The 21,296-nt window shown below is 61.3% G+C and carries 19 protein-coding genes; 8 read left to right on the forward strand and 11 right to left on the reverse strand.

The genetic code is table 11. The features are described 5' to 3' along the window. Positions 1-49 precede the first annotated feature (49 nt). The 3 genes from PG5_RS11930 to PG5_RS11940 are packed head-to-tail and all read right to left on the reverse strand — an operon-like array spanning position 50 to position 2,188. Complete coding sequence (locus PG5_RS11930) at positions 50-637, reverse strand: YggT family protein (protein WP_020797373.1); 588 nt, start codon at positions 635-637, stop codon at positions 50-52. Between the two features lie 24 nt (positions 638-661). Continuing rightward, positions 662-1,480 carry a pyrroline-5-carboxylate reductase gene (gene proC, locus PG5_RS11935; protein WP_020797374.1) on the reverse strand — a complete coding sequence of 273 codons (819 nt, stop codon included), beginning with the start codon at positions 1,478-1,480 and terminating at the stop codon, positions 662-664. A gap of 21 nt (positions 1,481-1,501) precedes the next feature. Then, entirely contained in the window at positions 1,502-2,188 is a 687-nt protein-coding gene (locus tag PG5_RS11940; RefSeq protein ID WP_020797375.1) for a YggS family pyridoxal phosphate-dependent enzyme, read from the reverse strand. 56 nt (positions 2,189-2,244) lie between these two features. Between PG5_RS11940 and PG5_RS11945 the strand changes: the two genes are divergently transcribed. Continuing rightward, positions 2,245-3,279: a type IV pilus twitching motility protein PilT gene (locus PG5_RS11945; protein WP_020797376.1), complete on the forward strand. Its 1,035-nt coding sequence runs from the start codon at positions 2,245-2,247 to the stop codon at positions 3,277-3,279. A 105-nt stretch (positions 3,280-3,384) separates the two neighbouring features. Here the strand turns inward: PG5_RS11945 and PG5_RS11950 are convergent, their stop codons facing one another. Continuing rightward, complete coding sequence (locus PG5_RS11950; RefSeq protein ID WP_020797377.1) at positions 3,385-4,002, reverse strand: C40 family peptidase; 618 nt, start codon at positions 4,000-4,002, stop codon at positions 3,385-3,387. Positions 4,003-4,251: 249 nt separating this feature from the next. On the opposite strand from PG5_RS11950, the gene PG5_RS11955 reads away from it, so the two are divergent. Continuing rightward, entirely contained in the window at positions 4,252-4,683 is a 432-nt protein-coding gene (locus PG5_RS11955) for a TM2 domain-containing protein (protein WP_042955345.1), read from the forward strand. Positions 4,684-4,766: 83 nt separating this feature from the next. Here PG5_RS11955 and PG5_RS11960 read toward each other — a convergent pair whose 3' ends face one another. From PG5_RS11960 to gshB, 7 genes are all read right to left on the reverse strand, one after another. Beyond that, positions 4,767-6,038, reverse strand: coding sequence for a dihydroorotase (locus PG5_RS11960; protein ID WP_020797379.1), 1,272 nt, complete (start codon positions 6,036-6,038; stop codon positions 4,767-4,769). Continuing rightward, a complete protein-coding gene (locus PG5_RS11965; protein ID WP_020797380.1) occupies positions 6,035-7,039 on the reverse strand; it encodes an aspartate carbamoyltransferase catalytic subunit in 1,005 nt (334 codons plus the stop codon). The genes PG5_RS11960 and PG5_RS11965 overlap by 4 nt, the downstream gene beginning before the upstream one ends. A gap of 27 nt (positions 7,040-7,066) precedes the next feature. Then, the gene (gene pyrR / locus PG5_RS11970; protein ID WP_020797381.1) at positions 7,067-7,570 is read right to left on the reverse strand and encodes a bifunctional pyr operon transcriptional regulator/uracil phosphoribosyltransferase PyrR; all 504 of its coding nucleotides are present in this window, start codon (positions 7,568-7,570) and stop codon (positions 7,067-7,069) included. Positions 7,571-7,656: 86 nt separating this feature from the next. Continuing rightward, positions 7,657-8,094: a Holliday junction resolvase RuvX gene (gene ruvX, locus PG5_RS11975; RefSeq protein WP_020797382.1), complete on the reverse strand. Its 438-nt coding sequence runs from the start codon at positions 8,092-8,094 to the stop codon at positions 7,657-7,659. Next, positions 8,094-8,666, reverse strand: a complete 573-nt coding sequence (locus PG5_RS11980; protein WP_008063482.1) for a YqgE/AlgH family protein — start codon at positions 8,664-8,666, stop codon at positions 8,094-8,096. The genes ruvX and PG5_RS11980 overlap by 1 nt, the downstream gene beginning before the upstream one ends. A gap of 191 nt (positions 8,667-8,857) precedes the next feature. Further along, a complete protein-coding gene (locus tag PG5_RS11985; RefSeq protein ID WP_020797383.1) occupies positions 8,858-9,757 on the reverse strand; it encodes an energy transducer TonB in 900 nt (299 codons plus the stop codon). Positions 9,758-9,821: 64 nt separating this feature from the next. Beyond that, complete coding sequence (gene gshB, locus PG5_RS11990) at positions 9,822-10,775, reverse strand: glutathione synthase (RefSeq protein ID WP_020797384.1); 954 nt, start codon at positions 10,773-10,775, stop codon at positions 9,822-9,824. A gap of 343 nt (positions 10,776-11,118) precedes the next feature. Here gshB and pilG point away from each other — a divergent pair, with 343 nt between their 5' ends. From pilG to PG5_RS12020, 6 genes are all read left to right on the forward strand, one after another. Then, the gene (pilG, locus tag PG5_RS11995) at positions 11,119-11,523 is read left to right on the forward strand and encodes a twitching motility response regulator PilG (protein ID WP_020797386.1); all 405 of its coding nucleotides are present in this window, start codon (positions 11,119-11,121) and stop codon (positions 11,521-11,523) included. 57 nt (positions 11,524-11,580) lie between these two features. Further along, on the forward strand, positions 11,581-11,946 hold the full coding sequence (pilH, locus tag PG5_RS12000) for a twitching motility response regulator PilH (protein ID WP_007897961.1): 366 nt from the start codon (positions 11,581-11,583) through the stop codon (positions 11,944-11,946). A gap of 10 nt (positions 11,947-11,956) precedes the next feature. Then, the gene (locus PG5_RS12005) at positions 11,957-12,490 is read left to right on the forward strand and encodes a chemotaxis protein CheW (RefSeq protein WP_020797387.1); all 534 of its coding nucleotides are present in this window, start codon (positions 11,957-11,959) and stop codon (positions 12,488-12,490) included. A 155-nt stretch (positions 12,491-12,645) separates the two neighbouring features. Next, the gene (locus PG5_RS12010) at positions 12,646-14,706 is read left to right on the forward strand and encodes a methyl-accepting chemotaxis protein (protein ID WP_020797388.1); all 2,061 of its coding nucleotides are present in this window, start codon (positions 12,646-12,648) and stop codon (positions 14,704-14,706) included. Positions 14,707-14,755: 49 nt separating this feature from the next. After that, positions 14,756-20,767 carry an Hpt domain-containing protein gene (locus PG5_RS12015; protein WP_020797389.1) on the forward strand — a complete coding sequence of 2,004 codons (6,012 nt, stop codon included), beginning with the start codon at positions 14,756-14,758 and terminating at the stop codon, positions 20,765-20,767. Continuing rightward, positions 20,760-21,227 carry a chemotaxis protein CheW gene (locus PG5_RS12020; RefSeq protein ID WP_020797390.1) on the forward strand — a complete coding sequence of 156 codons (468 nt, stop codon included), beginning with the start codon at positions 20,760-20,762 and terminating at the stop codon, positions 21,225-21,227. The genes PG5_RS12015 and PG5_RS12020 overlap by 8 nt, the downstream gene beginning before the upstream one ends. Positions 21,228-21,296 lie beyond the last annotated feature (69 nt).

Genomic DNA, 21,296 nt, shown 5'->3' on the forward strand with positions numbered 1-21,296 from the left:
GAGGCATTCCCACGCAGAGCGTGGGAACGATCACCGTCGTGCAGCAGGATCAGATCAGGCCAAACAGTTCTTTTGGCATCAGCGCGTAGTAAGCCAGGCGCGGAATCAGCCAGCTCTGCAGCAACTGCAGTGCGATGAAGGCGAAGATCGGCGAGATGTCGAGGCCGCCCAGGTTCGGAATGATCCGGCGGAACGGCGCGAGCACCGGTTCAGTGATCTGCTGGACCAGTTCTGCGCCTGGATTGTGGCTTCCCGGAGCGACCCAGGACAGAATCACGCTGATGATCATTGCCCAGAACAGGATCTTCAAAAACAGCGCGAAGATGCCGATCAGCGCCCAGGGGGCCAGGAACAGTACATCGACCGAGTAACCACTGAGCAGCAGGATGACCGCGAACAGCACCATTTGCACGATCAGGGCCAGCACCAGCGAGGACATGTCCAGCCCGAACATGCTCGGGATAACCCGGCGCAGCGGCTTTAGCAGGGGTTGCGTGGCCTTGACGGCGAATTGGCAGAGCGGGTTGTAGAAGTTCGCCCGCACCAATTGCAGGATGAAACGCAGCAACACGATCAAAAGATACAGGCTGCCCAAGGTCTGGATCACAAAAATGGCAGCGTCATTGAGTCCGAGCATTGTTGATTCCTTATTAAGTGCTGATTAGCGACCGAGTTGCTCAGCCATCTCGGCCGAACGATGCGCGGCGGCGCCCAGGGCTTTTTCGACCAGTGCTTCGAAGCCATTGGCCTGGAACGATTTGATCGCGGCTTCGGTCGTGCCGGCAGGCGAAGTGACGCGGCGACGCAGCTCGGCGGCGTCTACGTCGCTGGACACCGCCATGTGGGCGGCGCCCAAGGCGGTTTGCAGGGTCAGTTGCGCGGCGATGTCTGCCGGCAGGCCGAGTTTCACGCCGGCGGCGGTCATGGCTTCGATCAGCAGGAAAAAGTACGCAGGGCCCGAGCCGGAAACGGCGGTGACCGCATCCAGCTGTTGTTCCTCGTCCAGCCACAGGGCAACACCAACCGCCGATAGCAGCTCTTGAGCTTGCTGGCGCTGTTCGGCGGTCACCTGATTGGTGGCGAACAGGCCGCTCACGCCCTGACGCAGCAGCGCCGGCGTGTTGGGCATGCAGCGCACGATCGGCTGGGCGCCGAGCCAGTTGTTCATGCTGGCGCAGGTGATGCCGGCGGCAATCGATACCACCAGTTGCCCGGGTTTCAGGCTTGGGCGAAGGGCTTCACAGACAGCCTTCATCGCCTGGGGCTTGACCGCCAGCACGACCACATCGGCGCCCTCGATGGCCTGGGCATTGTCGGCGAATACTTCGATGCCGTGTTCGGCGCTCACGCGGGCTCGGGTTTCTTCTCCCGGATCGCTGGCGCGGATCTGCGCCGCTTCCAGGCCTTTGGCCCGCAGGCCGCCGATCAGGCTGGCGGCCATGTTGCCGGCACCGATAAAGGCAATACGTGTCTTGCTCATGTCAGGTCCTTATGAAGGGGGTCAAGGTTGACCGTAATCTCTGGCGCCAAACAGGGCCGTACCGACACGGACCCAAGTGGCACCTTGGGCGATAGCTGACTCAAGGTCGTGGCTCATCCCCATGGAAAGTGTGTCGAGTGGCAAGTTCAGGCTGGCCTGCAAGCTTTGCACGGCAGCAAAAGCGGCATCCTGGGCAGCACGATCTTCGGTCGGTTCGGGAATTGCCATCAGCCCGCGCAACTTCAGGCGCGGCAAGGCGCTGATGGCATTGGCCAAGGCCGGCAGGTCCTCCGGTGTGCAGCCGGACTTGCTGGCTTCACCGCTGACGTTGACCTGGATGCAGATGTTCAAGGGCGGCAGATCGGCGGGGCGTTGTTCGGACAGGCGTTGCGCAATTTTCAGGCGATCCACGGAATGCACCCAGGCGAAGTGCTCGGCGATTGCGCGAGTCTTGTTCGATTGAATGGGGCCGATGAAGTGCCAGATCAAGGGCAGGTCGGTCAGTTCCGCCTGCTTGCCCAATGCCTCCTGCAGGTAGTTCTCGCCAAAATCGCGCAGGCCCGCGGCATAGGCTTCACGCAGCGCCTGGGCGGGTTTGGTCTTGCTGACGGCCAGCAACTGGACGCTGTTTTCATCGCGGTGGGCGGCGAGGGCGGCGGCACGAATACGTGAACCAACCCGTTCAATGTTGTCTGCTATCGTGGACATTCAAGAGGCGCCAGCGGTCTGAGGTTGGCGGCATTCTACTGGAATTGAGGGGTGCTATGGATATCACTGAGTTGCTGGCGTTCAGCGCCAAACAAGGCGCATCCGACCTGCATTTGTCGGCAGGCCTGCCGCCAATGATCCGTGTCGATGGCGATGTGCGGCGCATCAACTTGCCGGCCCTGGAGCACAAGGAGGTGCAGGCACTGATCTACGACATCATGAACGACACCCAGCGGGTGGCCTTTGAGAAGCACCTGGAAACCGACTTTTCCTTTGAGGTGCCCGGCGTCGCGCGATTCCGGGTCAATGCCTTCAATCAGAGTCGAGGCGCTGGAGCGGTTTTCCGCACGATCCCGTCCAGGGTCCAGAGTATGGAAGAGCTGGGCATGGGCGAGGTGTTCCGCAAGATGACCGACGCGCCGCGTGGCCTGGTCCTGGTGACAGGCCCGACGGGGTCCGGCAAGTCCACCACCTTGGCAGCGATGATCGATTATCTGAACAACCACCGCCATCACCACATCCTCACTATCGAAGACCCTATCGAGTTCGTTCACGAATCGCGCAAATGCCTGATCAATCAGCGTGAAGTTCATCGTGATACCCGCAGTTTCGCCACCGCCTTGCGTTCGGCCCTGCGCGAAGACCCGGACGTGATCCTGGTGGGGGAAATGCGTGACCTGGAAACCATCCGCCTGGCATTGACCGCCGCCGAGACTGGCCATTTGGTGTTCGGCACGCTGCACACGACCTCGGCGGCGAAAACCATCGACCGGATCATCGACGTGTTCCCCGGGGACGAGAAGTCGATGGTGCGTTCGATGCTTTCCGAGTCATTGCTGGCGGTGGTGTCCCAGACCCTGGTCAAGAAGATCGGGGGAGGGCGGGTCGCAGCCCACGAGATCATGCTCGGGACATCGGCAATCCGTAACCTGATCCGTGAAGACAAGGTGGCACAGATGTATTCGTCGATTCAGGCGGGCGGGTCGCTGGGGATGCAGACGCTGGATATGGGCCTGAGGGACCTGGTGACCAAGGGCTTGGTCAGTCGCGAGCAGGCGCGGGAGAAGGCGCGGTCGCCGGATAATTTCTGATGGCGTTTAAAGCAAAAGATCGCAGCCTGCGGCAGCTCCTACAGGGAAACGCGAGTCCCTGTGTAGGAGCTGCCGCAGGCTGCGATCTTTTGATCTTGCTTCAGGTTAGCGCTGAACAACCTGCAACGCTTTCTGGTCTTTCGGCAGAACCCGCTTGGCCACGACGTAGTGTTTTTCCCAGTACGGTTTCTTCAGGGTGTCGATGCTCACCGACTTGCCACGGCGTGGCGCGTGGATGAAGCGGTCGTTGCCCAAATAGATGGCAACGTGATTGACTCGACGACTCTTGATGTTGAAGAAAATCAGGTCGCCGGGCTTCAAGTCGTTGCGATCGACTTTCTCGCCGTGGCCGCTGGCCATGGCATTGGAGGTGCGTGGCAGGTCAAACGTGGCGTCGTTGAACGCGTATTTCACCAGGCCGCTGCAGTCGAAGCCTTTGCTCGGGCTGCTGCCGCCCCAACGGTACGGTGTACCCAGGACGTTAACGGCGCGGCTCAGCACGTTGCTGCTTTCCCGGGTCGCCATTGGCGGCACCAGGCTGCTCTTGCTGGCCAGCTGTGGAGCCAGCTTTACCGATTTCTTGCTTTTGCTCGAAGGAGCAGCCGCATGGGATTTTGGGGTGTAACCATTAACGTTCGGAAGACGTTGCTCACGATTGGTGGCGTGGGCGGCCAGTGGCAATAATAGGCAAATGGTTAGCCATGTCTTGAAAAATGGACGCATTAGGCAGGGCTCGTATGTGTTAGCGCGCAACTTTATAACAGCTTTTTTTGGCATTCTGAGGCCGTTGGTCGATTCCATCGGGGTCTAACGGAACCAAATAAGCGGTAAATTGACGCGATTGTCCGACAGAAGTCAGGTGCTATAAGGGTTTGGCGAGAGTGACGGTAGCATTTGCCATACGTCGGCTGCTCGTAAAAAAGTCACAAAGATTTAAAGAATATTTATCTATCGCGTGAATCGAGGTCATCCATGAACACCTATCAACCCCCCGTCCCGCATCAGGACACGCACAGCAAGGTGATTGGTTACCTGCTGTGGATTTTTGGATTTACCGGTGCCCATCGCTTTTATTACGGCAAGCCGGTGACCGGGACGATCTGGTTCTTCACCTTCGGTTTGCTGGGGATTGGCTGGTTGATCGACCTGTTCCTGATTCCGGCCATGGACCGTGAAGCAGACCTGCGATTTACTGCTGGACCGATTGAATACAACGTGGCGTGGATTCTGCTGACGTTTCTTGGGGTGTTCGGCGTGCACCGGATGTATCAGGGGAAGTGGATCAGCGGGTTGCTGTACCTGGTGACGGGTGGGTTGTTCTTTCTGGGGGTGTTGTATGACTTCTGGACGCTGAATGACCAGGTGTCCATTCGCAACGCGCAGAACAGAGGCGCCTTCCAGTAAGTCTTCGCGAGCAGGCTCGCTCCCACAGGATTGATGCGGTCCTTGTGGGAGCGAGCCTGCTCGCGAATGCAGGCGACGCGGTTTTAAGCCTGGTGGCTGATCCGGCCATCCACCAGGGTGTAGCGCACCACACCCGGGAGGCTGTGGCCAATGAATGGGCAGTTCTCGCCTTTGGACAGCCAGGTCTCCCCGGCCACGGTCGAGGCTGCAGGGTCGAATAGCACGATATCCGCTGCGCCGCCCACCGCCAGCTTGCCCGCTGGCAGGCGCAAGGCCTCCGCAGGGCCGGCACTGAGTCGCGCCAGCAGCGTCGGCAGGTCGAGCAAGCCGTCTTCCACCAGTGTCATCGCCAGCGGCAGCAGCAGTTCAACACTGCTGATGCCGGGCTCGGTAGCCCCGAACGGTGCCAGTTTGGCGTCCCGTTCGTGGGGTTGGTGATGGCTGGAAATGGCCGAGACCACGCCGGACTTCACGGCTGCGCGCAAACCCTCACGGTCGGCGCGGGTGCGCAGCGGCGGCTGCACGTGATAGAGGCTGCTGAAATCGATCAGCGCTTCGTCGGTCAGTATCAACTGGTACAGGGCGACATCCGCCGTGACCTTCAGGCCGCGTTGCTGGGCTTGGGCGATCAGCGCTACACCACGTGCGCTGGTCAGCTGGCTGAAATGCGCACGCACGCCCGTCTGTTCGACCAGCAGCAAGTCCCTGGCGAGGGCCACGGTTTCAGCGGTTTCCGGAATGCCCGGCAGGCCGAGGAAGCTCGCGGTCGGTCCTTCATGAGCCAGGCCGCCTTCCGCCAGGTCGTGGTCCTGGGAGTTGAAGATCACCGTGAGATCGAAGGTGGCCGCGTAATCCAGTGCCCGGCACAAGGTGCGGGTGTTGCGGAAGCTCTCCAGGCCGTTGCCGAAGGCCACGCAGCCGGCATCGCGCAAGGCAACCAGCTCTGCAAGCTGTTCGCCGTCCAGGCCTTTGCTCAGTGCGCCGATCGGGAACACTTTAGCGTTACCGGCTTCGCGGGCGCGGTCGAGGATCAGCTCGGCCACGGCCGAGGTGTCCAGCACCGGTTTGGTCTTTGGCGGGCAGCACAGGCTGGTCACGCCACCGGCAGCGGCGGCGCGGGTTTCGCTGGTAATCGAACCTTTGCGGCTGTAGCCCGGTTCACGCAGGGCGACATTGAGGTCGACCAGGCCAGGGGCGGCCACCAGGCCTTTGGCATCGAGGGTGTCGACAGCGACAAAACCGGCTGGGGCGGCGCCAATGGCGACGATCTTGCAGGCTTCAATGTGGATATCGGTGACTTGATCCAGGCCGCTGGCCGGATCGATGACGCGGGCCCCGAGAATGCTGAGCTTCACTGAACGTTCTCCTGCTCGAATTGGCGTTGCGCAGTCTGACCGCTCATGGCCATGGACAGGACGGCCATGCGAATCGCGATGCCGTAGGTCACTTGGTTGAGGATCACCGAGTGTGGACCGTCGGCTACCGCCGATTCGATTTCCACCCCTCGGTTGATCGGCCCCGGGTGCATGACGATGGCATCGGGTTTGGCGCCAGCCAGGCGCGCGGTGGTCAGGCCGAACAGGCGGTAGAACTCGCCCTCGCTCGGCAGCAGGCCGCCGGTCATACGCTCACGCTGCAGGCGCAGCATGATCACCACGTCGACGTCTTTGAGGCCTTCGGTCATGTCGGTGTAGACCTTCACGCCGTATTGCTCGATGCCGATCGGCAGCAGGGTCTTCGGCGCAATCACGCGGATGTCCGGGCAACCCAGGGTTTTCAGGGCCAGCATGTTCGAGCGTGCAACCCGCGAGTGCAGGATGTCGCCGACGATGGCCACCGAAAGGTTTTCGAAGCCGCCCTTGTGCCGGCGGATGGTGAGCATGTCGAGCATGCCCTGGGTCGGGTGAGCGTGACGGCCGTCGCCGCCGTTGATGATCGCCACCTGTGGGCAAACATGTTCGGCGATGAAGTGTGCAGCGCCGGAATCACCGTGGCGCACGACGAACATGTCGGCGGCCATGGCCTCCAGGTTGCGCAGCGTGTCGAGCAGGGTTTCGCCCTTGCTTGCCGACGATGTCGACACGTTCAGGGTGATCACGTCCGCCGACAGCCGCTGGGCCGCCAGTTCGAAGGTGGTGCGGGTGCGGGTGGAGTTTTCGAAGAATACGTTGCACACGGTCTTGCCGCGCAGCAACGGGACTTTCTTCACTGCCCGGGCGCCAACTTCGAGGAACGAGTCGGCGGTGTCGAGGATTTCCGTCAGCAGCTCGCGGCGCAAACCGTCGAGCGAGAGGAAGTGGCGCAGCTGGCCCTGATCATTGAGCTGCAGCGGGCGCTTGGTATCTAGAGGCGTCATCGCGAGGGGGACTCTCAATAGGGCGAATTAAAGGGCGAGGTCTTGCAGTTCGAGCTTGAGTTCCGGCCCCGACAGTTTCACCCGCTCGTGGGCTGCCAGGGACAAGGTCGCGCCCAGTACGTTGGGGCGGATCGGCAGTTCACCGGCATCCAGGTCCAGCAGGCATACCAGGGTCACGCTGGCCGGGCGGCCGTAGTCAAACAGTTCGTTCAGGGCGGCGCGGATGGTCCGCCCGCTCATCAACACGTCGTCGATCAGCACCAGGTGTTGGCCTTCGATCTCAAACGGCAGGGCCGACGGCCGCACTTGCGGGTGCAGGCCGTTCTGGCTGAAGTCGTCGCGGTAGAAGGACACGTCCAGTGTGCCAAGCGGTTCGGCGCTGCCCAGCTCCTTGAGCAGGGCCTGGGCAACCCACACGCCACCGGTACGAATGCCGATGTAGCGCGGTTCGCTGATGCCACGGTGTTCCAGGTGTGCCTTGAGATCAGTCGCCATCTGGCTGATCAGTTCGGCGGGATTGGGCAGGCTCATGGTTGCTCCTTCTTGGGCCCGAGCCGGATCGTTGCGGGAGGTGGCTCGGGTTGTAGCTAAAAGAGACGGGTGACGGCTCTTCAGGATTAGGATTGGAACAATGCGCTGTTCTCGTCGAGCCAGCCTTGCAGCAGCAGGGCGGCGGCGATGGCATCCACCGGGTTATCGCGGTAGCTGCCTTTCTGTCCGCCCCGGGCCAGGCGTTCGCCCTTGGCTTCGAAGGTGGTCAGGCGTTCATCGTGGGTATAGAAGGGCAGGTTGAAGCGACCGTTCAGGCGTCGGGCGAATTTTTCCGCGCGGGCGCACATGTCGCTGGGTGTGCCGTCCATGTTCAGCGGCAGGCCGACCACCACGGCGTCGGGTTTCCACTCCTTGATCAGCGCTTCTACCTGATCCCAGTCGGGAATACCATTTTGTGCCTTCAAGGTGCACAGCTCGCGGGCCTGGCCGGTAATGACCTGGCCAACCGCAACGCCGATCTGCTTGGTGCCGTAGTCGAATCCCAGAATCAACCGCAGGGCCATCAGGCGTGCCCCGCCTGGCTGGTGAGCAGGCTGAGATTGACGCCCAGGTGCTTGGCTGCCGCTTCCAGGCGCAGCTCGCTGCTGGTGTTGAACAGGATGTCGGCGTCGTACGGGCAAGTCAGCCAGGCGTTCTGGGCCAGTTCGGCCTCCAGTTGCCCGGCTTCCCATCCGGCATAACCCAGCGTGATAACGCTTTTCGCCGGGCCGACGCCATCGGCAATGGCGAACAGCACGTCCTGGGAGGTGGACAGGGACAGCTCGCCTTCCAGATCAACGGTCGCTTGAAAACTCTGGCCCTTGGGGTGCAGGACAAAACCACGATCGGTCTGTACCGGACCGCCGATGAAGATCGGCACGTGCTGGCAGAGCGCGGGCGGCTCGATGTCCGGACGCAATTGCTCGAGGATATCGGCCAGGTTGAGGTCCTGCGGACGGTTGACCACCAGCCCCATGGCACCATTGGCCGTGTGCTCGACGATGTAGGTCAAGGTGTGCGCAAAGTTCGGGTCGACCATGTGAGGCATGGCGATCAGGAAGTGATGCTTGAGGTAGCTGGGGCTGACGTTTTTCATGAACGCTAGTGTGGCGTTGGAGGGACGAACTGACAAGCTGGGGATGCAAATCTGACACGATTCCCTGTAGGAGCGAGCATGCTCGCGAAAAACCTGAAAACCCCTCGGGGTATCAGGTTTCCCGCGTTATCGTTGACGACCATCGCGACGGTGCGACGATTCGACATGCTCGCTCCTACAAGGGGTGCTGGTCAGTTACTGGAGAGGCGGTCGCCGCGTGCAAATTTCCACGTGCGGATGATTTCCAGGCGATCGATGTCCGACAGGTCCCCGGTAAAGGGGGCGAACGGCGCTGCCAGGCGCACGATGCGCTGGGCCGCCTGGTCCAGCAGCGGTTGTCCGGACGACTCCAGTACCAGCACCTCATACAGCGAGCCATCGCGGTTGATCGAGACCATCAGGCGCAAGTTGCCGTAGATCTGCTTGCGCCGGGCTTCGTCAGGGTAATTGAGGTTGCCGATGCGCTCGACTTTTTTACGCCACTCGTCTTTATACCAGGCGCCCTTGTCGCGCATGGTCGAGGCGGCGCTCAGGCGGTGGATGCGCGGGCGCTTGGCGTACAACTGTTGTTCTTGGGCCAGTTCGGCTTCGAGGCTGGCGATGTCGCTGGACAGCTGTTCGCTGTCGAATGTCGGTGCCGCCACCACAGGTTTGGTGACGGGCTTGGGCTCCTCCGTTTTTGTCGGGGCTTTCTTTGGCTTGGGTGCGACGGTGGTCACGGCTGCCTTGGGCGGGGCATCCTTCTGTTCTGGCTTGGCGGCGGGCGGTGGCGTGACTTTTTGTACCTTGTTGTCCTGGAAAGGCGCGATCTCGGTGGTCTTGGGGATGGCCTTCTTGTCCAGGGTGCCGCTGCCTTGCTGGTTTTCCTGGGCGAGGAAGTCAGCCTTTTCCGGTTTCTTTTCGCTTTTGAAGGTGGCGAGGGTGATTTCCAGGGTTTTGCTGATCTGCTTGGGCTCGACCATTGTGAAACCGACACCCAGCAGTAATGCCAGGTGGATCAGCGCCGCCAGGAACAGGGTAAAACCGAGGCGATCGGCCGGGCGCACGCCGTGGTGGGCGAGTTCGGGGGGCAGATCGGACGGGAGGGTCATGACAAGGAAACCAACATCGCGTTTTCACAGGCCGCGCATGATAACGCAATGTTGGTTTGGCTTATCAACGGGCCTTGAGCTTCTGATCGATGGCATCCATTAACATGCCGCCAATATCGGTGCCGAAGGCATTGTCGATTTCGCGAATGCAGGTCGGGCTGGTGACGTTGATTTCGGTCAGGTGCTCGCCGATCACATCGAGGCCGACGAACAGCAGGCCTTTTTCGCGCAGGGTCGGACCGACTTGCGCCGCAATCCAGCGATCCTTCTCGGTCAATGGACGGGCTTCGCCGCGGCCACCGGCTGCAAGGTTGCCACGGGTTTCGCCGGCAGCAGGAATGCGCGCCAGGCAGTAGTCCACCGGCTCGCCGTCGATCATCAGGATGCGTTTGTCGCCATCGACGATGGCCGGCAGGTAGCCCTGGATCATGATTTGCTGCTGGCCGTGCAGGGTCAGGGTTTCGAGGATCACCGACAGGTTCGGGTGGCCGGCGGTGTGACGGAAGATCGAGGACCCGCCCATGCCGTCGAGTGGCTTGAGAATCACATCGCCATGATGGTCGGCGAATTCACGCAATACGTCAGGGCGACGGCTGACGATGGTCGGAGGCGTGCACTGCGGAAACAGCGTGGCGAACAGTTTTTCGTTGCAGTCACGCAGGCTTTGCGGCTTGTTGACCACCAGTACGCCAGCATTCTCGGCCTGTTCCAGCAAATAGGTGGTATAGACGAATTCCATGTCGAAAGGCGGATCCTTGCGCATCAGGATCACGTCCAGGTCGCTCAGCAGGTTGTCCTGCTCGGCTTCCAGCTCGAACCATTTTTCCGGGTTGGCGAACACTTTCAGCGGGCGCATCCGCGCCCGTGCCTGGCCTTCGGCCTGGTACAGGTCGCGCTGCTCCATGTAGAACAGTTCCCAGCCGCGTTTCTGTGCGGCCAGCAGCATGGCCAGCGAGCTATCCTTTTTATAGGAGATGCTGGCGATAGGATCCATGACAATCCCGACACGAACGCTCATGGGTTATTCCTCGAAATTGGGGGGCTATGGCGACCTTGTAGGAGCGAGCATGCTCGCGATGGACTTCAGAACGCCGCGCTCATCCAGCCAGTACGCGTCATCGTTGACGACCATCGCGGGCATGCTCGCTCCTACAAAGGACCGTATAAAAGTGGCGTCAGAGTGGCGCTGAGTGTGTTCCCGGTCAAGGAAAAACCACTGCCGGGGCCGGCCGATAGATTGGATTTGGAGACTGTGCTAAAAAGGCTGCCATGTCGTGCCGGCCCTTGAACATCAAGGGTTTCGAGTCCTCGACGCCCCGCAGATGGACAAATAGATTCCTAAAGGCGACGGTAGAGCAACTATGGAACAGCAACCCAGCGCCTTGAAGGTCATGGTGATCGACGATTCGAAGACGATTCGCCGCACCGCCGAAACACTGCTCAAGAATGTGGGTTGTGAGGTCATCACGGCCATCGACGGGTTCGATGCGTTGGCCAAGATCGTCGATCACCACCCCGGCATCATCTTTGTCGACATCATGATGCCGCGCCTGGATGGCTATCAGACCTGCGCGTTAATCAAGAACAACAGTGCATTCAAGTGCACGCCAGTGATTATGCTGTCGTCCAAGGACGGGCTGTTCGACAAGGCCAAGGGGCGCATTGTCGGCTCCGACCAGTTTTTGACCAAGCCTTTCAGCAAGGAAGAGCTGCTGAGCGCGATCCAGGCCCATGTTCCGGGCTTTGCCGCTGTTTTGCCGCAGTAAGACACCTACAGTGACGCTCGGCCATTGGGCCCTGCGCCGACAAGAATGGGGAAGACCATGGCACGTATCCTGATCGTCGATGATTCGCCGACCGAAATGTACAAATTGACCGGCATGCTGGAGAAGCACGGTCATGAAGTATTGAAAGCCGAAAACGGCGCAGACGGCGTGGCGCTGGCCCGCCAGGAAAAACCCGACGCAGTGCTGATGGACATCGTCATGCCCGGACTCAATGGCTTCCAGGCGACTCGCCAGTTGACCAAAGACCCGGAAACCGGGCACATCCCGGTGATTATCATCACCACCAAGGATCAGGAAACCGACAAGGTCTGGGGTACGCGCCAAGGGGCCAAGGACTACCTGACCAAGCCGGTTGACGAAGATACCCTGATCAAGACCTTGAACAACGTGCTGGCCGGTTGATCACAGGGCCATGAGCGAATCACTGACCGCCTTCGAACTGCTATTGCAGATCGACCGGCGTTGTCGCTTGCTGGCGGCGGACTTGCCGTCCCAGCCCGCCCGCCAGGACAGCTGGAGCGGCATCGGTTTTCGCTTGGGCGAACAGTGGTACGTCGCGCCCATGGGCGAAATCGGTGAAGTGTTGCACGAACCGCGTTTTACGCTGGTGCCGGGGGTCAAGTCCTGGGTAAAGGGCGTGGCCAATCTGCGCGGGCGTTTGTTGCCGATCATTGATTTGTGCGGTTTTTTTGGCCTGGAAATCTCGGCGACGCGCAAGCAGCGGCGCGTATTGGTGGTGGAACATGACGAGGTGTTTGCCGGGTTGCTGGTCGATGAAGTCTTCGGCTTGCAGCACTTTGCCCGCGACAGTCTGCAGCCAATAGACGCACCGGGCGGCCCGATCGCACCGTTCATCACCGGCCGGTTTCAGCGCGAGCAGAGCTGGCAGGTGTTGAGCCTCTTTACGCTGGCGCGGTCGCAGGGGTTCATGAATGTTGCCATTTAAATGGAACGACACAGTTCTAAATGTGGGAGCGGGCTTGCTCGCGAAAGCGGTAGATCAGTCAATATCAATGTTGAATGGACTGGCGCTTTCGCGAGCAAGCCCGCTCCCACAGGGGATTCTGTCAGGCCCAGAAGTGGGTTAACAGGCGAAGACCGATGATAAAAGCAAAAACAGGCAAGCCAATGGAGGCGTCGCGCAGTCGATCGCAGATCATCGCGCTGTTCATCGCCCTGATCATCTTCATCATGTTGTTGTTCGCCAACTTCGCGTACCTCAACACCCAGGCCACCTACGACAAACAGTACATCGGTCACGCCGGTGAGCTGCGCGTGTTGTCCCAGCGCATCGCCAAGAATGCTACCGAAGCCGCGGCCGGCAAGGCTGCGGCATTCAAGTTGCTCAGCGATGCGCGCAACGATTTCGCCCGGCGCTGGAGCTATCTGAAGAAAGGCGACCCCGCCACCGGCCTGCCACCGGCACCGCCCAGCGTGCGCCCGGAAATGCGCGCCGTGCAACTGGACTGGGAGCGCCTGCTGAAAAACACCGATGCGATCCTGTCCAGTGAACAGACGGTGCTGTCGCTGCATCAAGTCGCCGCGACCCTGGCCGAAACCGTGCCGCAGTTGCAGGTTGAATACGAAAAGGTGGTGGAAACCCTGCTGCAACGTGGCGCCCCGGCGGCTCAGGTGGCGATGGCGCAGCGTCAATCACTGTTGGCCGAGCGTATTTTAGGGGCGGTCAATACCGTGTTGTCCGGCGACGAAAACTCACAGCAGGCCGCCGATGCGTTCGGCCGTGATGCGGCGCGGTTCGGCCAGGTGCTCAACGGCATGCTCCAGGGCAACGCATCTCTGCGGGTCAGCCAGGTCGAGGACCGTGACGCGCGCGCGCGGCTGATCGAGATATCAGAGCTGTTCGAATTCGTCTCAGGCTCAGTGGACGAAATCCTCGAAACCTCACCGGAGCTGTTCAAGGTTCGTGAGTCGGCCACCAATATTTTCAGCCTTTCGCAAACCCTGCTCGACGAAGCTTCCCATTTGGCCAGCGGCTTTGAAAACCTCGCCGGAGGGCGTGACACCGACACCATCGGCGGTTATGTCCTGGGCCTGGGGGCGCTGATGTCGATCATCCTCATCGGCCTGGTGATGGTGCGCGAAACCAATCGCCAGCTGCGCGAGACCGCTGAAAAAAACGAGCGCAACCAGAACGCGATCATGCGCCTGCTCGACGAAATCGAAGACTTGGCCGACGGCGACCTGACCGTGACCGCCACGGTAACCGAAGACTTCACCGGGACCATCGCCGACTCGATCAACTATTCCGTGGACCAACTGCGCGATCTGGTGGCAACGATCAACCTGACGGCGGGCCAGGTTGCAGCCGCCGTGCAGGAAACCCAGGCTACCGCAATGCACCTGGCGCAGGCCTCGGAACATCAGGCCCAACAGATTTCCGAAGCCTCCACCGCGATCAACGACATGGCTGAGTCCATCGATCAGGTGTCGGCCAACGCCGCGGAATCCTCGGCGGTGGCCGAGCGTTCGGTGGAAATCGCCAACAAGGGCAACGAAGTGGTGCACAACACCATCCATGGCATGGACAATATCCGCGAACAGATTCAGGACACCGCCAAGCGAATCAAGCGCCTTGGCGAGTCCTCCCAGGAAATCGGCGATATCGTCAGCTTGATCGATGACATTGCCGACCAGACCAACATCCTCGCCCTCAACGCGGCGATCCAGGCGTCCATGGCCGGTGATGCCGGGCGTGGTTTCGCAGTGGTCGCCGACGAGGTGCAGCGCCTGGCGGAGCGTTCTTCGGCCGCAACGCGGCAGATAGAGACCCTGGTGCGGGCGATCCAGGCCGACACCAACGAAGCGGTCATTTCCATGGAGCAGACCACCACCGAAGTGGTGCGCGGCGCGCGTCTGGCGCAGGATGCCGGTGTGGCCCTGGAAGAAATCGAAGGGGTGTCCAAGACCCTGGCGGCGCTGATCCAGAGTATTTCCAACGCGGCGCAACAACAAACGTCGTCTGCCGGTCAGATTTCCCTGACGATGAACGTGATCCAGCAGATCACTTCGCAGACCTCGTCCGGCTCTACCGCCACCGCCGAGAGCATCGGCAACCTGGCAAAAATGGCCAGCCAGTTGCGGCGTTCGGTGTCTGGCTTCACCTTGCCGGCCACCCAGGCGCAGGTCGCGGACAAAGCTTGAACCGCCCCCGGGCATGGCTATCTTGATAGAAGTGGGGATTGGAGTGGTTATGGGTGATCGGCACGACTATGTGGCCCTCGAATGGGTCAAAGGCGAAATTGCCGAAACGCTGAAGCAGGCTCATCACGCGATCGAAACCCAGCTTGATGACCCGCAGGCGACGCACGCCCTGAGCGAATGCCTGGCGTGCATCCATCAGGTTCACGGCAGTCTGCAGATGGTCGAATTCTACGGCGCGGCCTTGCTCGCCGAAGAAATGGAGCAACTGGTCACCGCCTTGCAACACAATCGCGTCCATCATCGTGACGAGGCGCTGCACCTAATGCTGCAAGCGCTGGGGCAGTTGCCGATCTATCTGGATCGCGTGCAAGGTGCCCGCCGCGATCTGCCTTTGGTCGTGTTGCCGCTGATCAACGACCTGCGCAGCGCCCGCGGCGAAAGCCTGTTGTCGGAAACCAGCCTGTTCAGCCCGCAGTTGCCAGACCTGCCTGCCCTGGATCAAGCGTCCCTGGCGCGGCTGGAGCCGGCGGACCTGCCGAATGTACTGCGCAAGTTGCGGCAAATGTTGCAGATGGCCCTGGTCGGGTTGCTGCGCGAGCAGGATGACGACACGCACCTGGAGTACCTGGCCAAGGTCTTTACGCGTCTGGAAGGCTTGTGCGATTCAGCGCCCCTGAGCCCACTGTGGCAGGTCGCTTCAGCGCTGGTCGAAGGCATGCGCGCCGGCGTCATTACCAACAGTCCGGCCTTGCGCAGCCTGTTCAAGGAGGCCGACAAAGAGCTCAAGCGTCTGCTCGAACAGGGCATGCAGGGCATCAATCAGCCGCCGCCACCCGAGTTGCTGAAGAGTTTGCTGTTCTACATTGCCAAGGCCGAACATCCCACCGGGCAGATGCTGACCATGAAAGATCGCTACGCACTGGACGATGCATTGCCTGACAGCGCGATGGTCGACGAAGAACGCGCCCGCCTGGCCGGTCCTGATCGTGATGCCATGCGCTCGGTATTGGCGGCATTGTGCGAAGAGCTGGTGCGGGTCAAGGAGCGCCTGGACCTGTTCGTGCGCAGCGACCGGCAACACACTTCGGACCTCGACAGCCTGCTGGCACCCCTGCGGCAAATCGCTGACACCCTGGCGGTGCTGGGTTTCGGCCAACCCCGCAAGGTCATCATCGATCAACTGGCCGTGGTGCTGAGCCTGGCCCAAGGCCAGCGCGTACCCGATGATGCGATCCTCATGGACGTGGCCGGGGCCTTGCTTTACGTCGAAGCGACGCTGGCTGGCATGGTCGGCACCGTAGAGCCTGAAAGCCAGGAAGACAGTCGGCTGCCCACCACCGACCTGACGCAGATCCACCAGATCGTCATCAAGGAAGCGCGCATCTGTCTGCAGCAAGCCAAGGACATGATCGTCGACTACATCGATGCCGATTGGGACCGACAGCACCTGCAGGAGCTGCCGGACCTGCTGACCCAGGTTCGGGGTGCGCTGGCGATGATCCCGTTGACCCGGGCGGCGGGCCTGATCGAAACCTGCAATCACTACATTCATGAACACCTGCTGCTAGAGCCGGATCAGCCCGGCTGGCAGGCGCTGGACAGCCTGGCCGACGTGATCACCAGCATCGAGTATTACCTTGAACGCCTCAACGACGACCCCGAAGCACCCGGTGAGGGTCTGCTCGACGTGGCGCAAAGTAGCCTGGCCTCACTCGGGTTTTTCCCCAGCGAACGACAGGTGCCAGTGCTTGCGGATGTCCTGAGCCCCGGCGAAGCGCAGTCCCTGCGGCAACAGCAGGAGCGGGATGCCCCGGCCATCGCCCAGGCCCTGGCTGATGTGCTGGCCAGCCCGGTTTCGGCCCTCAACCCGCCCGCGCTCGACACCCCGGATAGCCTGCTGCCGCCACCTTCAGGCGAAGAGCCGGTGGATGAGGAGTTGCGCGAAGTATTCCTCGAAGAAACGGATGAAGTGCTGGAGATCCTTCGCGAGCATTTGCCACGCTGGTCGGCGGATCCCACCAACCGCTTGGCCCTGAGTGAATTGCGCCGTGCCTTTCATACCCTCAAGGGCAGTGGCCGGATGGTGCGAGCCCTGGTGCTTGGCGAATTGGCCTGGGCGGTGGAAAACCTGCTTAACCGCGTGCTGGAACACAGCGTGGAGCCTGGCGCCAGCGTGCAGCAACTGCTCGACGATGTGCTCGATCTGCTGCCGGAGCTGGTGGCCGAATATGCCACCGATGCCCAGCGTCAGCGCAATGATGTCGACCAGTTGGCGGCCCGTGCCCACGCCCTGGCCAAGGGCGATACCCTGGCAGCGGACGAGGATACCCAGGACGTCGCGGCCCTCGACCCGCTATTGCTGGAAATCTTCCGCAAGGAAGCCGAAACCCATTTGAGCAGCCTCAACCGCTTTCTCGACCAGGCCGCCGAACGCCTGCCGCTGCAGGCCAGCGATGAGCTGCAGCGTGCTTTGCACACCCTCAAGGGCAGTGCGTCGATGGCCGGGGTGGTGCCGATTGCCGAGCTGGCGACGACGCTCGACCAACTGGCCCGGGAGTACAAGGCTCATCTGATCGCGCTCGACCTGGACGAAGTCGAGGTGCTGCTGGAGGCCGAAGGTCTGTTCCGTCTTGGCTTGCGTCAGCTCAAGACCGACCCGTTGGCTGAAATCCCCGGCTCCGGGACCCTGATCGAACGCGCCAGGGCGCTGCTCGCCGAACGCCTGCAAAGTCACTTGAGCACGCCCAGTGCCGGCCTGAGGATCAAGCGCGACCCGCAGTTGATCAACAACTTCCTGGCCCAGGGCATGGACATCCTGCTCGACGCCGAAAGCCTGTTGCGGCGCTGGCAGCAGCATCCAGGCGAACGCCAGGAGCTCAGTGCACTGCTGGACGAATTGACCACCCTCGGCGAAGGCGCGCACCTGGCCGACCTGCATCCGGTGGATGAGCTCTGCGAAGCCTTGCTCGACCTCTACGGTGCTGTGGAAGAGAGCAGCCTGGCGGTTAGCGAGGAATTTTTCCATGAAGCACAAAGTGCCCACGAAGCGCTGATCAACATGCTTGATGAGCTGGCTGCCGGCCAGGAAGTCAGCCCGCGCCCGGAAAGGATTCGGGCCTTGCACGGCTTGCTCGATCAGAGCCTGGACCCTTCGGCCATGGGCCTGATCCGCAGTGACGGCAGTCGCACCTTGAGCATCCGCGAGCTGGGCGCCGCCACCGCCGAACTCGAGCGCACGCTCCCCCCTGTAGGAGCGAGCACGCTCGCGATGGACGCTAACGATGACGCGCTTTCATTGGATAAACGCGGCGCCTATGAGCCCATCGCGAGCAGGCTCGCTCCTACAGGAGACCGCGCAGCCGAACTGGACGACGACATCGTTTCGATCTTCCTTGAGGAAGCCGAGGATATCCTCGAAAGCGCCAACCATTCCTTGCAACGCTGGGTCAGTGACCCGCATAACCCCGCGCCGCTGTCCTCGTTGCAGCGCGACTTGCACACCCTCAAGGGTGGCGCGCGGATGGCCGAGGTCGAACCGGTCGCAGACCTGGCACAGGAACTGGAAAACCTCTATGAGGGCCTGGCGGACCGCCGTTACAGCCACAGCGAAGTGTTGACGCAATTGCTGCAACTGAGCCATGACCATCTGGCGCAGTTGCTTGAGCAGTTGCAAGACCATCAGGCCCTGGGCGATCCCGGGGAACTGATCGAAGCGATTCGCGCGTTCAGGCAAAGCCACGCAAACAATGCCGATGTAATCGAAGCTGCCGCTGGCGTCGACTCGGCCCACCATGACAGCGAGTTGCTGGACATCTTTCTTGAAGAAGGCTTCGACATCATCGAAAGCTCCGGGGCGGCACTGCTGCGCTGGCAGGCCGAGCCGTCGAACCGGCAGGAAATGGAAACCCTGCTGCGCGACCTGCATACCCTCAAGGGCGGTGCGCGCATGGTGGAAATCGCTCCCATTGGCGATTTGGCCCACGAGCTGGAGTTTCTCTACGAAGGTTTATCCACCGGCATGCTGCAACCCACGTCGGCTTTGTTCGAGCTGCTGCAGCGCAGCCATGACCGGCTGGCGCAGATGCTCGACGCGGCGCGCGCCGGTGAGCCATTGCCGCCGGCCGACCGGCTGATCGATGCCATCCAGAACTTCAGTCACCCGGTGCTGCCTGAAGCCCCGGCGCCACTCACCGTTCCGGCAAAAACCGAGGCACCTCCGCTGCAGTCCGATGCCGGGGCGGATATGGTCAAGGTCTCGGCGGAACTGCTCGACGACCTGGTCAACCTGGCCGCTGAAACCTCGATCTTTCGCGGTCGCATCGAACAGCAGGTCAACGACGCGCAGGTCGCCCTGAACGAGATGGAAACCACCATCGAGCGCATGCGCGACCAGTTGCGCAGGCTCGATACCGAAACCCAGGGCAGGATTCTCAGTCGTCAGCAAGTCGATGCCGAGCGCCTGGGCTACGAAGAGTTCGACCCGCTGGAAATGGATCGCCACTCGCAACTTCAACAACTGTCGCGAGCGCTGTTCGAATCCGCCTCCGACTTGCTTGATCTCAAGGAAACCCTCGACCGCCGCAACCAGGATGCGCAAAACCTGTTGCAACAGCAGGGCCGCATCAACACCGAATTGCAGGAAGGCCTGATGCGCACGCGCATGGTGCCGTTCGAGCGGATGCTGCCGCGCTTGAAGCGCATTGTTCGCCAGGTTGCCAGTGAGTTGGGCAAGGACGTCGAGTTCATCGTCGGCAACGCCGAAGGCGAGATGGATCGCAATGTGCTCGAACGCATGGCGGCGCCACTGGAGCATATGCTGCGCAATGCCGTCGACCACGGCCTGGAATCAGCCACTGTGCGGTTAGCGGCGGGCAAGCCGGCGCAAGGGCGGATCACCCTGGATCTGTTGCGCGAAGGTGGCGACATCATTTTCGATATTCGCGATGACGGTGCCGGCGTGCCACTGGAGGCGGTTCGGCGCAAGGCGATCAAACGCGGCCTGCTCGACCCGAACAGTGTCATCAGCGACCACGACGTGTTGCAATTCATCCTGCAGCCGGGGTTTTCCACCGCCGAGAAAATCACCCAGATCTCCGGGCGCGGGGTCGGCATGGACGTTGTGCACGAAGAGGTGCGGCAACTGGGCGGCACCATGAGTATCGACTCAGTGCCAGGGCAGGGTGTGCATTTTCGCATTCGCCTGCCATTCACTGTGTCGGTCAACCGGGCGCTGATGGTGCAATGCGGGGAGGATCAATACGCCATTCCACTGAACACCATTGATGGGATTGTCCGCGTGTTGCCCAACGAACTTGAAGGGCATTTCCGCCTTGATCCGCCGACCTACGAATACGCCGGTCAGTGCTATGAACTGTGTTACCTGGGCGAGCTGCTGAAAACCAGCCCGCGTCCACGGCTGTTGGGCCAGAGCCTGCCGCTGCCGGTATTGCTGGTGCAATGCAACGAGCGTCATATTGCAGTGCAGGTCGATGCCATGGCCGGCACGCGCGAGATCGTGGTCAAGAGCCTCGGCCCGCAGTTTGCCGCTGTGCAAGGGGTGTCCGGGGCGACGATTCTGGGGGACGGTCGGGTGGTGCTGATCCTGGACCTGCTGGCGCCGGTTCGCGCCATGCAAGCCCGCGCGCCGCAGCGTCCGGTCAGTCACGACGTCGAGGTCGAGCCGCAGCGGCCGTTGCTGGTGATGGTGGTCGACGACTCGGTCACCGTGCGCAAGGTCACCAGCCGTTTGCTTGAACGCCACGGCATGAACGTGCTGACCGCCAAGGACGGTGTCGACGCCATGCTGCTGCTGGAAGAGCACATCCCGGACCTGATGCTGCTGGACATCGAAATGCCGCGAATGGATGGCTTCGAAGTCGCGACCCAGGTGCGCAACGATGAGCGTCTGCGGCACCTGCCGATCATCATGATCACCTCCCGCACGGGCCAGAAACACCGCGACCGGGCCATGGCCATTGGCGTCAACGACTACCTTGGCAAGCCGTACCAGGAATCGGTATTGCTTGAAAGCATTGCCCTGTGGAGCAAGACCCATGCATGAGCGTCGCCACGACCCGCGCGACAGCCAACTCACCGGCCTGCTACTGCCTTTGGCTGACCGCCACCTGATCCTGCCTAACGTCGCGGTGGCTGAACTGATTGGTTACCAACCCGCAGCCATCGACTTGGACTCACCACCTTGGTATCTGGGAAGGGTAGCGTGGCGCGACCGGCAGATACCATTGCTCAGCTTCGAGTCGGCGTGCGGGCAGAAAATCGTCATCGGCGAACGCGCGCGAATTGTCATTCTCAACGCGCTCGGCGGTCGGCCCGAGCTGAAGTTCATCGCGATTCTGGTCCAGGGGATTCCGCGTTCGTACAAGCTCGACAGTCAATTGAGCTATGTGGATGTGCCGTTGTGCCCTCTGGAGAAAGCAGCGGTGCAGGTGGCGGACCAAGTGGCCAAGGTGCCGGATTTGTTGGCGCTGGAGGAGTTGTTGGTAGGTGCTGCGCTCGTCTGAAGGGCCCCTTCGCGAGCAGGCTCGCTCCCACAATGGTTTTGCGGCGAATACCAAACCCTGTGGGAGCGA

The organism is Pseudomonas sp. G5(2012) (assembly GCF_000408945.1).
In the GTDB taxonomy this organism is placed as follows: Bacteria; Pseudomonadota; Gammaproteobacteria; order Pseudomonadales; family Pseudomonadaceae; genus Aquipseudomonas; species Aquipseudomonas umsongensis.